The organism is Pleomorphochaeta caudata (assembly GCF_055395745.1).
Map to the genome: position 1 here is coordinate 2845725 of NZ_AP042458.1, position 14414 is coordinate 2860138.

At 28.0% G+C, this 14414-nt stretch carries 14 protein-coding genes; all 14 read right to left on the reverse strand.

What is annotated here, in order from left to right; all coding sequences use genetic code 11:
* Window position 1: 1 nt before the first annotated feature.
* Window positions 2-1519 (reverse strand): sugar ABC transporter ATP-binding protein, encoded by a 1518-nt coding sequence (locus ACZ5RS_RS13060; protein WP_464636167.1) that lies wholly within the window; start codon window positions 1517-1519, stop codon window positions 2-4.
* 13 nt (window positions 1520-1532) lie between these two features.
* Window positions 1533-2558, reverse strand: a complete 1026-nt coding sequence (locus ACZ5RS_RS13065) for an ABC transporter permease (RefSeq protein ID WP_464636169.1) — start codon at window positions 2556-2558, stop codon at window positions 1533-1535.
* A gap of 60 nt (window positions 2559-2618) precedes the next feature.
* A complete protein-coding gene (locus ACZ5RS_RS13070) occupies window positions 2619-3710 on the reverse strand; it encodes a sugar ABC transporter substrate-binding protein (RefSeq protein ID WP_464636170.1) in 1092 nt (363 codons plus the stop codon).
* A gap of 166 nt (window positions 3711-3876) precedes the next feature.
* Window positions 3877-4269, reverse strand: coding sequence for a VOC family protein (locus ACZ5RS_RS13075; RefSeq protein ID WP_464636172.1), 393 nt, complete (start codon window positions 4267-4269; stop codon window positions 3877-3879).
* 163 nt (window positions 4270-4432) lie between these two features.
* Window positions 4433-5335, reverse strand: coding sequence for an aldose epimerase family protein (locus ACZ5RS_RS13080; RefSeq protein WP_464636174.1), 903 nt, complete (start codon window positions 5333-5335; stop codon window positions 4433-4435).
* A 10-nt stretch (window positions 5336-5345) separates the two neighbouring features.
* Complete coding sequence (locus tag ACZ5RS_RS13085) at window positions 5346-5735, reverse strand: SufE family protein (protein WP_464636175.1); 390 nt, start codon at window positions 5733-5735, stop codon at window positions 5346-5348.
* Window positions 5728-6918 carry an aminotransferase class V-fold PLP-dependent enzyme gene (locus tag ACZ5RS_RS13090; protein ID WP_464636177.1) on the reverse strand — a complete coding sequence of 397 codons (1191 nt, stop codon included), beginning with the start codon at window positions 6916-6918 and terminating at the stop codon, window positions 5728-5730. Before ACZ5RS_RS13090 ends, ACZ5RS_RS13085 begins: the two co-directional genes overlap by 8 nt.
* A gap of 64 nt (window positions 6919-6982) precedes the next feature.
* On the reverse strand, window positions 6983-7375 hold the full coding sequence (locus ACZ5RS_RS13095) for a hypothetical protein (protein WP_464636179.1): 393 nt from the start codon (window positions 7373-7375) through the stop codon (window positions 6983-6985).
* A gap of 2 nt (window positions 7376-7377) precedes the next feature.
* On the reverse strand, window positions 7378-8856 hold the full coding sequence (locus ACZ5RS_RS13100) for a hypothetical protein (RefSeq protein WP_464636180.1): 1479 nt from the start codon (window positions 8854-8856) through the stop codon (window positions 7378-7380).
* A gap of 14 nt (window positions 8857-8870) precedes the next feature.
* Window positions 8871-10076, reverse strand: coding sequence for a Gfo/Idh/MocA family protein (locus ACZ5RS_RS13105; protein WP_464636181.1), 1206 nt, complete (start codon window positions 10074-10076; stop codon window positions 8871-8873).
* A gap of 116 nt (window positions 10077-10192) precedes the next feature.
* Window positions 10193-11074, reverse strand: a complete 882-nt coding sequence (locus ACZ5RS_RS13110) for an AraC family transcriptional regulator (RefSeq protein ID WP_464636183.1) — start codon at window positions 11072-11074, stop codon at window positions 10193-10195.
* A gap of 65 nt (window positions 11075-11139) precedes the next feature.
* Window positions 11140-11982: a carbohydrate ABC transporter permease gene (locus tag ACZ5RS_RS13115; protein ID WP_464636184.1), complete on the reverse strand. Its 843-nt coding sequence runs from the start codon at window positions 11980-11982 to the stop codon at window positions 11140-11142.
* Between the two features lie 8 nt (window positions 11983-11990).
* Window positions 11991-12869, reverse strand: a complete 879-nt coding sequence (locus ACZ5RS_RS13120) for a carbohydrate ABC transporter permease (protein WP_464636186.1) — start codon at window positions 12867-12869, stop codon at window positions 11991-11993.
* A gap of 102 nt (window positions 12870-12971) precedes the next feature.
* The gene (locus tag ACZ5RS_RS13125) at window positions 12972-14411 is read right to left on the reverse strand and encodes a response regulator transcription factor (protein ID WP_464636188.1); all 1440 of its coding nucleotides are present in this window, start codon (window positions 14409-14411) and stop codon (window positions 12972-12974) included.
* Between the last annotated feature and the right edge of the window lie 3 nt (window positions 14412-14414).

Below are 14414 nucleotides of genomic sequence, written 5' to 3' on the forward strand. Positions count from 1 at the left end.
TTTAAACCATGTATTTTACAATTTCAACTTGAGATGGTTTATTATCTACTGGACAGTCGAATTCTTTGGTTGTAACACCATCTTTCATAACGATGATTCTGTTACTCATTCCAATACTTTCATCAAGAGTATCGCCAAGCATGATTACAGACATTCCTTTTTCAGTAATATCTCTAATAATGTTATAAATATCTTCTTTAGCACCAACATCAACTCCACGAGTTGGATGATTAAGAATTAAAATATGTGATTGGCTAGAAATAATTCTAGCAAAAACAACTTTTTGAGCATTACCACCACTTAAATTTTCTAAATTTTGTAATGAGGAATTACACTTAATTTGTAATTCATCAATCCACTTATTAGCTAAATCTATTTGTTCTTTTTTTGAAATAAAACCATTTTTAGTAACTAATGAGAAATTTGACATACAGATGTTTTCATATATGCTTCTAACACCTAATATTCCTTCATCTCTCCTCTCTTTAGGAACTGATAATACTCCACTCTTTAATGCTTGAGATGGGGATGTAAATTCTTTTTTTACATTATCAATCAAAATCTCACCTTCACTAAAAGCTTCATCACCACATATAGCTGCACAGAGATTTTCTTTACCTGAACCAACTACACCACAGATCCCTAAAACTTCACCTTTATGAAGCTTAAAATTAACATCTTTGAAAAATCCTCTTTGTCCTAAATGTTTTACTTCTAATACTACTTCATCAGATGGAATTGTTTGTCTTTCAGTTTTGAAATATTGACCGTTTGTTAATCTACCTACCATTTTTTCTTGTAGGATATTTTCATCAGCATCCTTCTTATCTACTTCACCAACATTTTTTCCATCTTTAAAAATATATATTCTATCACTTATTTCCATTACTTCGTCTAATCTATGAGATACAAAAATTACTGAGTTACCACTTTCTTTTAGCTCTCTAATTTTCTTATATAATTTGTTAATCTCTTTTTCGTTTAAAACTGAAGTTGGTTCATCTAAAAGAATAAGTGCACCATTTTCTGAATTTTCTTGAACAATATTAAAGACTTTTAATATTTCAACTAACTGTCTAGTTGCAAAGTCAATATCAGCAATCTTATCAGAGGCATCAATATTTTCACCCTTTAGTATTTCAGCAGCATCTTTATACATTTTTTTCCAATTTATTAATTTACATTTTGTATATCGATCTTCTCTACCTAAAAAGATATTTTGCCCAACAGTTAAATTCTTAATTAAAGATTGTTCTTGGAAAACCATTCCAACACCTTGTTTATTTGCTTGGAAAGGATTTGAACATTTATATGGTTTACCATTCATAGTTAATGTACCACCATCAGGTTGTTCAACACCTGCTATAATTCTTAATAAAGTCGATTTACCAGCTCCATTCTCACCAATTAATCCAAGAATTTCACCTTTTCTCACCTCCATGCTAACGCCTTTTAGAGCTTGAGTTCCACTATAATTTCGACTTAAATTTTCTATTTTTAATAAACAATTATCATTCATATTGGTACCTATTTTACTTAACGATTATTCGTCGGCCTCTTACAACAGTTAATGCAACTGCTATAATAATTAATAAGCCTTGTACTGCTGATTGAACATAAGGATTAACTCCTTCTAAGATCAAACTAGATTGGATAACGGTAACAATTAAAACACCAATTAGTGATTGGATAACACCACCTTTACCACCCCAAAGGGCTGTTCCACCTACAGCAACTGCTGTGATAGTTGAGAATAAATATCCTGTACCGATAGTTACTTCCCCACGTCCTAAACGAATTATTCCAAAAATACCTGCTATACTTGCACAAAAACCACACCAAGTGAAAACTAGAATTTTAATTTTATCAACATTAATTCCAGTTACTCTTAATACTGTTTCGTTTTCACCAATTGCAAAAATATGGCGACCAAAACTTGTATACTCTTGTATTACATATCCAATAGCAAAAATAATTAAGGCAAACCAAGTTAATACAGGAATACCTAAGAAAAAGCCTTGTGAAATAATTTCAAAATTAGGATCTCTAATAGAAGCAGGATGTCCCATATAAGTTAAAATACCAAAACCTGTCATTACACTAGCCATACCAAATGTAACCATAAATGAAGGAATTTTTAGTTTAACATGTAATATACCTGTTAAAGCACCAGCTGAAGAACCAACCATTACTGCAATTAAAACTCCTAATATCCCTAAATCTAGTGAGTTTTTTGAATTAGCAACTAAAATTGTAGCAAGAGAGCCTGTAAAACCAATTACACCTTCAACTGATAAATCTATACTTCCAAGAATAATAACAAAAGTTAATCCAACAGATAAAACTAATGGTGTAGAAATTTGATATAAAATATTAATTAAATTATTCTTAGTAAAAAATCCATCAACAAAAATTGACATACAAATAATTAAAAAAATAAGAATAAACAATGGTGCAACATCAGTAATTCTAGCTTTTCTTCTTTCTTCATTAATTTTCGCTTTAAATTCTTCTGCAATTAGCGAAACATTGTCTGAATTATTCTTAATACTAGTCAACACATTTCTCCTTTAATAAAAAAAGAGCCTCAATTAATATCAAGGCTCTTTAAAACCATATTATTTTGTAATTTCAAATTTGCCATCAATTGGATAATCTAAATCAGTAAAGTCATATTCAGGTTTACCTGACATGAAGTCTTTTCTGAATTGAGCAACATTTGACTTATCAACAAACTCTGCTTTTGTAGTAAATAATCTCTTATCTCTTGGCATTGTTGAAGGATCAATTATACCTTTGTAAGCACTATAAGCATAAGCTGTCATATAACCACCTTGTAAGTAACCATTATTTGCAACAGTACAAACCATATCACCAGATTCAATTGCTTCAATAGCTTCAGGAACACCGTCAACACCAACAACCTTTACAACTTTATTAAGACCTTTTGCTTTTAAAGCTTGAAGAGCACCTAAAGCCATACCATCATTAGCACACCAGATTCCATCGATATCAGGATATTTTGATAACCAAGTTTCTGTAATATTTAAAGCCTTTTGTGGATTCCAATCAGCAACTTGTGTATCAATCAATTCAACATTTGGGTTTTCAGCTAAAGCTTTTTGTAAACCTTCATAACGTTCGATTGCAGAATCATTACCTAATTGACCTTGTAGTGCTAAAATCTTACCTGTACCAGGTGTTTTAAATTCTTTAAACATTGCATTAGAAATATTATAACCTTGAGCAACACCATCAACTGTTGAATGAGCTACATAATATTTAAAATCATTTGGATCTAAACCTTTTGCTAAATGCCAAACACTACACCAATATACACCAGCATCCTCACATACTTCAGCGATTGCTGCTGTATTAGGAGCATTACTTGGATCAACATAAATAATTGAATCTTTTCCGTGTGTAGCAATAAAAGCTTTAATTTCACTTAATTGTTTTGCATCATCACCATCACAAGTTAATACTTGAACTTCTGCAGTGCCTTCAGGAAGAGATGCAGCAAATAACTTACCACCTTCGGCTTCTTCATTCCAATATGCATTGTCAGTTCCATGAATACTCATAGCAATATATACTTTATCGCCTTTTTCACTTTGACCTTGTGCAAATAAACTATTTCCAACTAATAACATGCTTACAACTAACATACTAGTAAGAACTTTTTTTGATAACATTTTAGTAAATTTCATACTAACCTCCTTAAAATACTTTCAAATAGTACAATGGGTTTTACATACTGTCAAATAAAATTTTACATATTGTTAAAATTTTTTATTTAGATGTAATTTATTAGTAAATAAACCAAATCATTCTAGTATTTTAATCAATCAAAAAAAGCTTCTAACTATTTATTTTTTATTTATATTGCAAGAACTCTAACTCAACACCATTAGGATCTTTAGTTAATCCTCCATAAAAACCTAATTTTTCATTAAAACTTACTGGAACATGGAATGGAAATCCATGTTTAGTTAATAAATCTTCTACTTCAAATACATTATCACAATTAAAAGCTAAATGTCTAAAAATCCCTCTTTCAAGCCCATTAAGTTCATGTTTTTCACTTTTATCCTTATAATCAATCAATTCAAGTTTTATTGATCCAGGAAGTTGAAAATAATAAATTGTCTCTGTTTCAAACTCAACTAGAGGCAAACTTTTCAATTCTAAAAGTTCTCCATAAAACCAAAGTGTTTTTTCCAAATCAACTACATTTATAGTAATATGATCTATATTAGTAAATTCCATATTGTTCTCCTTTTTGTTAAAATTTACATGTTGTAAACTATTTTATTTACAATAGCTAAAACTATTATTAGATTAAAAACTATATTTAGGCAAGCTATAATTTATTTATAACTTGAAATAATTATTTAGAAGACTATTAAATTCTTTATTTTTTTGATGAAAATCAGATTATAGAAATATAATACTCAAAATCAATATCAAACGAAAACTCCATTTTTTCATTAGGTTTAAAAATAGGACAAGCTTTATTTTCTAAAGCTTTAGAAATACTATCATAAAATCCATTCGACATTTCTAGGGCAATATTATAATCATCTCTAAACCCGCCCTGAGTATTCCAGAAGCCCAAATAAGGTAGGCTGTTTGAATCATAACTAATAATTACTTTTAGTTGTTTTTCTTGAAAATTATAACCAATTTCACCATGTTTAATTTTTGATGTTATATAAAATTTTTCACTCTGCCCTTTAGCTAACAAACTTGGATAAGATAAATCATTCCCATTTTCACTAATAGGATAGGAAACAATCGATTCAGAGTCTTTAAATCTAATAGATTTATCAACAAAAAAAACTTCGTCTATGTTCTCAGGTAAAATTAATTGACAATTTTTAGTACAATTCACTAAACAATGAAATGTATAAAAACAAGGAACATCAAAATCAGCGTTATTAATAATTATATAAGAAACTTTTACCCCATTATTTTTTAAAGTATATTGTTTTTTATAAGAATAAGGAAACACTTTCCCTTCAAAAAATAAAGAAATATGAGTACTTGAATAATCTATAATTTGCATCTTAGAAGACCAAACTTCTCCATGATCAGGTAAAGAGAACAGCTTATTCTTATATTCTATTTTTTCTTTTGTAATTGAAGGAAAAGCATCATCAAAACCACAAGCTTCAAATTCAGAAAAATCATCACCCACTTTTGCTTTTTTATATCTAGGCTTTGGGTTTTGAAATAATAATTCAAAATCATTTTTTTTATCATAAATCGAGGATAACTTACCCCCATGTTTATCTAAACAGATAATTCTTATATTTTTATTTTCTAAAACCATAATTTAAATCTCATTCAAGGTTTAAAATTCTATCAACAATTTGATTAATTCCAGACATTCTTTGAGAAGGAAAATTATCATAAAACCCCAAAACTTTTGGGAAATATATTCCTTCATTTTTTATTTCAGAGAGTTTTTCTCCATCAAAAGATTGTTGAAAAATTGATAAAATTCCTCTCATTATTACAGAATCACTATACCCTTCAAAATGGAGTGTTTCAGATCTATTTTCAATTTTAAAGAAAACTTTTGACATACAATTTTTTAATAGATTTTTTTCACACATATCAATTTCATTCATTTTCTTTAAATCATTACTTAGAGCCATCAAATAAGTATATCTATCAATCCAGAGTTGAAATACTAAAAAATCTTCTACTATTTTTTTTTGCTTAGTCATTACTTGCCCTTAAAATTTTCAGACTTTTGTCTAAAGCTTCTAAAAATTTCGCTATGTCATCTTTTTTATTATAAATACCTAAACTTACTCTAACAGTTCCACTTACATTTAATTCATTCATAGCTAATTGAGCACAATGGTTCCCACACCTTACAGCTATGTTTTGAGAATCTAAAAATAAAGCAATATCAAGAGGATGAATATGTTTTACATTAAAACTGACAACCCCATGACAATTATTTATATCACTATAAACTTCAATATTATTCCTTTTGTTTAATTCCATAATTAGATAATTTGTTAAGCTTTTTTCTTTTAAAAAATCTTCTTGATGTTGTTTTATATATATAATTGAAGTTGCAAAGGCTATATTTCCAACATAATTTGGAGTTCCTGCTTCTAATTTTAATGGGAGTTTTGCAAAAGTAGTAAAACTTTTTCTCACGTCTTCAACCATTTCTCCACCAAAAAAAACAGGATTCATTTCTTCTAAATATTCTTTTTTCCCATAAAGAATCCCAACGCCATTAGGTCCATACATTTTATGTGCAGAAAAACTATAAAAATCAACGTATTTTACATTCATTCCCAAATGTGCAATACCTTGAGCTCCATCAACTATCAATATTGAATTATTTTTATGTACTATATCAGCAATTAGTTTTAAATCATTTAAAACTCCAGTTACATTTGAAACATGTGATATAACAACAAAAGGCGTATTCTTTGATAATTTTTTAGTTAAATCCTCAATACAAATTTCTCCATATTTATTAGTTTTAATAAATGATAGTTTTGCGCCTTTTTTTAATGCCACTTGTTGAAAAGGGATAAAATTTGAATGATGTTCAAATGCCGTAATCAAAATTTCATTATTTTTTTTTAAATATTTTTCTACAAAACCCAATGCTATAATATTTAATGAAGCAGTAACCCCAGATGTAAAAATTATTTCTTCACTATATTGAGCATTAATAAAATCTCTAACAATTTCTCTTGATTTCTCTAATTCTTTTGTACATAAATTAGATAATTTATGACAACTTCTATGAACATTAGAATTTATTCTACTATAAATTTCTGCTTCTTTTTCAATAACACAAAAAGGTTTTTGAGTTGTTGCAGCATTGTCTAAATATACTAAATCTTTATTATTTTTAAAAATTGGAAAGTCGTCTTTCATTTAATACCTTCTTAAATTTTTTAAAAAACAAAACAAATATTACAAATACAGAATTTATTATTACTTATGCGTTATATATAATGCTGGCTAAATCTTCAATAGTATAGGCTAAAGTTAACTCTGTTAAACTTTTTTCAATTTTCAAATTTCTTCTTATAGTCAGCAATAGTAGCAATTTTTTTTCTACTATTGAAGATTTGCCATTACAACCAGGAGCATCGCTAATATCAAAACCAGTAGTATTTGATAACAAATTAATTTTCTCATTAGATTTTTTACATAAATCTATAATTGAAGAGTTTTTTACATCTTCATCTTCTAATAATAATTTGATTTGAATATATTCTTTTAAAAGAGTTGTAAATTCTTTTAAATCTTTGTAATTTTTTGCTTTTAATAAATCCATTATAGAATTTGATTTTTTTGCCGTATCTAATAAAATTTCTTTAAAAGTCATGCTTACTCTACTGTATCAATTCCTAAATGCATAACTTTTGCTAAATCTTTTAGTTCTTGAATATGATCTCCAAAGACTAAAGCAAAATGATGCCCATAATCTTTTTCAATGTCGTATAAGCGTTTACCATTTTGAACTTTATATTTTACCATCATTGTACACCCAGGTTTTAAATGATTTCCATTGTCACTTGCAATCTCACCTTGTGCTGCGGCATGCATAGCTTGTTCAGTTACTGATGAGTATTTATCCCCTTTACAAATAACTCCTTTTATTGCCATCATTTTTGTACCAGAAGGATCAAATCTTAATAAAGTAATGGTTTCCCCTAAATCTTGAGTGAAATCATATCTCATAGAAGCACCCCAACCTTCTACAGTAAAGTTGGCAATATCATAATCTAAGGTTTGATCATATCCCTTCATATGAACACAAGGAACATCATGATGAACCGTAGCTATTCCACTTACTACATTATCTAATAAATTATTACCCATATGAGGAGCTTTTCTTGTTAAATTCATTAATACTGCAATTCCCATCATAACTGCATAATCACCTTCACAAGAAGAGACAATTCCCTCATCCTTTAATAAGGAATGAGCTAAGCAAAATACTGTTTTTCTATTCATTAACGTGCCACCTGCACAAACTTCACGGCAAGGAATAGAAAAAGCATTACATTCATACTTTTCTAATAATTTTTTTATTAAAATATAGAATCTTACTGATCTTTCAACATAGTCTTCACTCATAGTAACTATAGTTGCTTTAGAAATTAACTTTTTAGTATATTGTTTTGATTCTTCAATCCAATCAGGATGTTCTTCCTCCATTGAATCAAACATATTTAATACATTATCAGAAGAAAGAGTCACAAATTCAACACCTAATTTTTTTTCTAACCCTACTAAATCATAAATTGAACTTTTTAAACCTACTTTTAAATGACCCCCAGCTTCAACACTCAAAACTTTCATATAACTAATTGCTTTTTTGCATCTTAATAATTTTGCATAATATTCAAAATCTTCAGGATTATAAAAACCAGTGCATTCTCTACCTATAGATCTTAAAAAAGATGTTCCATCAACATGCCAACCATCTAACATTGCAACAGGGTTATTAAACCTCATAGCAAATTTTGTTAATGGATGTTGTGATAACAAACCAGAAAAAACGACTAAATCTTGAGGCATTAAGCCTTCATAAATTTCATCAATATCTTGACGACTCATTATAAAGTCATCCCAAATTTCAATATATTTTGGCTTTAAAATCTCAAAATCACGTTTACTTAAGTTATCCATTTTTTTTAAAAAATTATTATAAACTTCAAGATTACTTGCCCTATCATAATCAACTGTTAGTTGTTCTTTTTCACCAGTTCTACAAACACCTTCATAAGATTTATGATGAGTGAACCCTGTACCAACAGGTTTAATTTTCAACTTTACATCTAATGTGCTTTTATAGTACATATTTTGCCCTTCCTTTATTTATTTATTCGTTCCCAATCTTTTGGGGCTTCTCCAAAATATGGAACATCCAAGACTATTCCGCCTTCCATCGCTGATTGATGTGCTATGATTCCTGGCACACAATATTTTGCAGCTTGCCAAGCATCATTTGGTGGCAATTTTTTAGAAACCACTGCTTTACAAAAATCATCTGTTAAAAATTGATGGGAACCACTATGTCCATTAGGTAAATTTTGATAACATTCTGGAAGTCTATTAATATCTTGAATTGGAGCAACTCCAGAATGGAATCCTGCAGCAAGAACTTTATCTTTTATATTTGTATCAAAATATGAAGTTGCTGGAGCACATGTGATTTGATCTGTAATATCATTTGATTCACCATCTCTTTCAACATAAAAGCTTCTATCAGCTGCAGTATAAGTTGCATCAGTTCCCATAAAGGACATACTTACAATATCATTTCCAGCAGTGACAACACGTCTAAATTCATTAATACGACAACAACCCCCATCACTAGTTTCCATTAATGCCGTCTCATTACTAAAAGGATTTGAAAAATCATTTTTGTCTTTGCCAAAAATATTATCCTCATGATGATCTTCAAATCCATGACAACAAACTTTTGTTACATGCGCACCTGTAACTGAGAGGACCATGGAAATAGAATGAGTTGGATAAAACATTGGAGGAAACCCAGCTATTCTTTTCCAATTTGGTCCACCAGAATTCTTATAAGGTTCATAAAAATGACTCATATCATGAAGATATTGTGCTTCAGCATATGTAAATTTGCCAAAATTTCCAGTTTTAAATTTTTCTCTTATAAAAATAGTATTTGGATAATAATAGCTCGTTTCATTTGTCATATAAATTAGCCCTGTTTTCTTAACTAATTCAATAATCTCTTTTACATATTTTATATCTATTGCCATTGGAACTGCACAACAAACATGTTTACCTGCCTTTAAAGCTTTTATTGCCATAGGTCCATGTAATTGGCGCTGAGTAAAAATCCCTACAGCATCAACATCTGACTCTAAAACTTCATCTAAACTAGAAAAAACTCTTTTTATACCAACTTTATCAGCAAGCGTTTGAGCTCTTTCTATAATTGTATCTGCTAAAACTAATTCATCAACTAATGGATGGTTTTGATATAACTGCACAAATGCAGGACCAAATTCACCACACCCAACAATAGCCATTTTAAATCCCATAATAATAATAGTGTTATAATTTCTAACACTTCTCCTGTATTAAGATATTTTAATTTTAAAAGGGACCTCTTCAATTAACAATGCAATTTACTACTCAAATTTTATAAAATCCTATACTAATAACGATAATGAATTGGGGATTGTCCATATATTTTTTTAAAGAAATTACTAAAATAATATACTGAAGAAAAACCTAATAAATCAGATATTTCGTTCATGGAATTGTCAGTAGTTTCTATAAGTAATTTTGCTTTTTTTGCTCTCAACAGTTGCATATAATTCATTGGGGAAAGATTAATACATTTTGAAAATATTTTATAAATAAAAGATTCAGAAATATTTAACTCATTAGCAATATCTCTTACTGTTATAAATTTATCTAAATTGGAATTAATATAATTACTAGCTTTTTCCATAATTTCTTTTTCTCTTTTACTCGCATATTTTAAATGATTATCACTATTCATTTTTTCTATATTTGCTCGAAAAATTTGAGTTATAAAATTCATAAATAAATTTAAACTTATCAATTTATATCCAGGTTTCATAAAAGTAGTTTCTTCAATTATTCTTTCAAAAAGTGTTATTAGTTGATGTTTTTTACCTACATTAATGCAAAATTCGTGAGGCCCTCCCGCTATGGCAAACAAAAAGTTATCTACCATATAAAAAGGATTTAAATCAAAATGAATCCAATAATTTTCGTGTGGATTCTCTAAATTTGATTCTATAGAATGTTTTGTAAATGGGGGGATTAAAAATAAATCGCCTACACTGCCATAATAGACTTGATCATCAATTTCGATTCTATTTTCTCCACCAACTACATATATCATCTCAAAATCAGTATTTATTCTATTTTTACAACTTAAAATAGCTCCCGTTTTATTTTGATAGTTCACTCCATTTATTAAGAATTTTGTTCCTTCAAAAAAATTATATATTTCATCTTCAGCTTTTATTTGATTCTTACATTCGGTATGTACTATATACTTCATTATATAAACCTTCACTTTTATTTTTTAACAAAACTTATAATATAGTGTATAAAGTTCGATTTAGATTACCCTTTAGTTCCTGAATTAATGCACATCGCCTTTTCAATGCTTGATGAAAAGAAAAAATATATTATTAACATAGGAAGAGAAGCAATAACAAGAGTCGCCCCAATTGCACCCCAATTAGTAGAAATTTCTCCAACAAAATTAGTTAACCCTAAAGGTAATGTTTTTAAATTTGGGTTTCTTAAAATTAAAAAAGCAAGATCATATTCATTCCACACTTCTATAGCTCTATAAATTATTAATGCTGCTAATGTAGGAGAAATCAAAGGTAAAATAATTTTAATAAATGATTGATAAATTGAAGCACCATCTATACACGCAGCTTCCTCTAATTCTCTAGGTAAAGTTTTATATCCACTAGCCAAAACTAAAACAGAGAAAGGAGCCCCCATTCCGATATATGGAATAATTACTGATAAGTAAGAATTTGAAAGGCCTAACCTTCTTACTTGAGAAATTACTGGAATTACATAAGATTGAATTGGTAAAAACATCCCTAAAACAAAGATTGTATAAAGTAAAGACGACCATTTAAATTTCATTCTAGTTATTGCATATGTAAATGTTACATAAAAACCTAACCCAATAACTACTGAAAAAATTGTTATTAAAAGAGAATTTTTAAAGTATAAAAGCAATGGAAATTGAGTGAATGCATTTATATAATTTTCAAAATGCCATTGTGTTGGAATCCCAAATGGATTAGTAACAAAGATTTGTTGATTATCTTTAAATGAATAAAACAACATCCAAATCAATGGATATATTGCAATTAAAGTAAAAAATGTAAGTATTATATATCTAAATGTTTCTGTTAAAGTTTTTTTTGTTCTATTGTTCATATTACTTATTACCCCGCTAAAGTATTTTTAAATGCTCTTTCTAAAATTTTAATTACAATTAAGCATTCAACCAACAAAAGAGCCGATGAGGCTGAAGCAGCACCATAATTACCTAATAAATAAATTTGTTTATATATTAGAATCGGCATTGTATAGGTTTCTTTTCCAGGCCCTCCACCAGTCATAATGTTTATTGTTTGAAAAGTTCTAAAGCCCCAAGTCAAAGTTAAAGTTAAAGTTACTTTATATGTGGGAGCCATACAGGGTACTGTAATTTTCCAAAATCTTTGCCAAGCATTTGCTCCATCAATTAAAGCAGCTTCAATATAACTTTCTGGAATAGAATTTAATCCTGCATAAATTATTAAAAAATGATATCCCATCCCTTTCCAAGCATCAACAAAGGCCACAGCAAATAAAGCAGTACTTTTTTGAGACAACCAATATTGTCTATAAGTCCAACCAAATTTTTCAAAAAGTTGATTCAACAAACCAAATTCCGTTTGATATATATTTACCCAGAGTTGACATATAACCGTCATTGATAGAATTACAGGAATAAAATAAGAAGTTCTAAAAATGCCTCTTGCTTTAACTTTTTTACTAATAAGTAAATTTGCTAAAATTGATGCAATTCCTATTTGATAAGTTGCAAGTAATAATGGATATTTTATCCCGTTTTTAAAAGAAATCCAAAATTCTTTTGATGTAAAAGTTGCGATATAATTATCTATACCAACAAAAGACATCCTACTTAATCCATCCCAATCAGTAAAACTCATAAAAAATGTTTGTATAGCAGGAATTACAACCATAACTAAATAAACTATGAGTAAAGGTAATACAAAAAGACTAAGAGCCTTTTTATTCCCTAAATATTCATTCATTAAAAATCTCCTTTAGATAAAAATATTCTAAAAATAAATTTTTATTCTGAATATGTATTATTTGAGCTAAACTTGTATAATTTGGTATATAATAATTAAAGTTTATAAATTCGATGAAAACAATTCATACTCTTTTGGCGTCATTCCTGTTACTTTTTTAAAGCTTTTGCTAAAGTATGCAGGATCATTATATCCAACTTTAAAAGCTATATCAGAATGGATATAACATCGTTTTCTTAATAATGCTTTGGCTTTTTCACATCTTTTCTCAATCAAATAATTAGTAATTGTATTATTTGTTATATTCTTATATGTACGACGAAGATATGCAGAGGCAACATTAAATTCTTTAGCTATTGAATCATTTGAAATTGTGGAATCTCCTAAATGCTCTTCAATATATTTATTTACATTATTAACCAAAGCTTTTTGTTTGGTTAAAGGGATAGTCTCTCTGTTATCATTTTGAATTAAAACATTTACTAATTTTTGAAAATTTTCTTTAATTTCTATCCAAGATTTGTGTTCATACCATTGTTTATTTTTGTTCTCATTTGATGAGAAAGTTTCAAAATATGAGTATAAATCACTTATTAATTTGTATGAACTTTTACTGTTTAAATTTAAGTTCTTAATCTTAATAATAAAGTCATTTATCAAAGATATTGCTAGATTATTATTTTTTGTTTTAACATAAAAGAAAAGTTTCTCTACATCTATTATTTCATTTAAAGCATATTCTCTATCAATTAATTGCATAGTTTCTAATCTTCTAAAAGTTGTTCTATATAATATAACATCATTTATTTTATCAATTACAAAATGAGCTTTTGATTTTATATCTGAACAAAAGATATTGTCTTCAATTAAAACAATGGATGAAAAGTTTTTAAAAAGGTCATATATATTCTTTTTAAGTTCATCGCCATTTTCAATTATTAAAAAATTATAAAAATCATTTTTTTCTTGATATATTATTACTGAATTAGGATTATTACTTATTAATTTAAAAAACCCTTGTTTTATAAAATCTTGTTTTATAAAACACGAACCAACATAAGTATTTACTAATTTATCATAACAAAAATTTGGAATTACAGGATTATCATTTTTTACAATCAAATCATAAGCAATTTGTTTTATATTTTTAATAATTTGAATTTGTTCTGTTTCCAATTCTTTTACAATATTTCTCAATGTATTTTCTAATTCAACAACTTCAAAAGGTTTTAATAAGTAATCTTTCACATTAAGCTTAATTGTCTTTCTTGCAATTTCAAAAGAATCAATCCCAGAAATTACTACTATTTGAACACTTAAATCATTTTCTCGAATATATTGAGCCAAAGCTATTCCATCAACTGTAGGCATTACTATATCCATTAACATAATATCAATTTTACGAATTTTCATTAATTCAATTGCTTCGAGCCCATCTTTAGCCATTGCAACAACTTCAAGATTAAAAGCTTTCCAATCAATTACTGCATTTAAATATTCTCTGGCCAATTTTTCATCATCCACTATTAATACTTTATACACAAG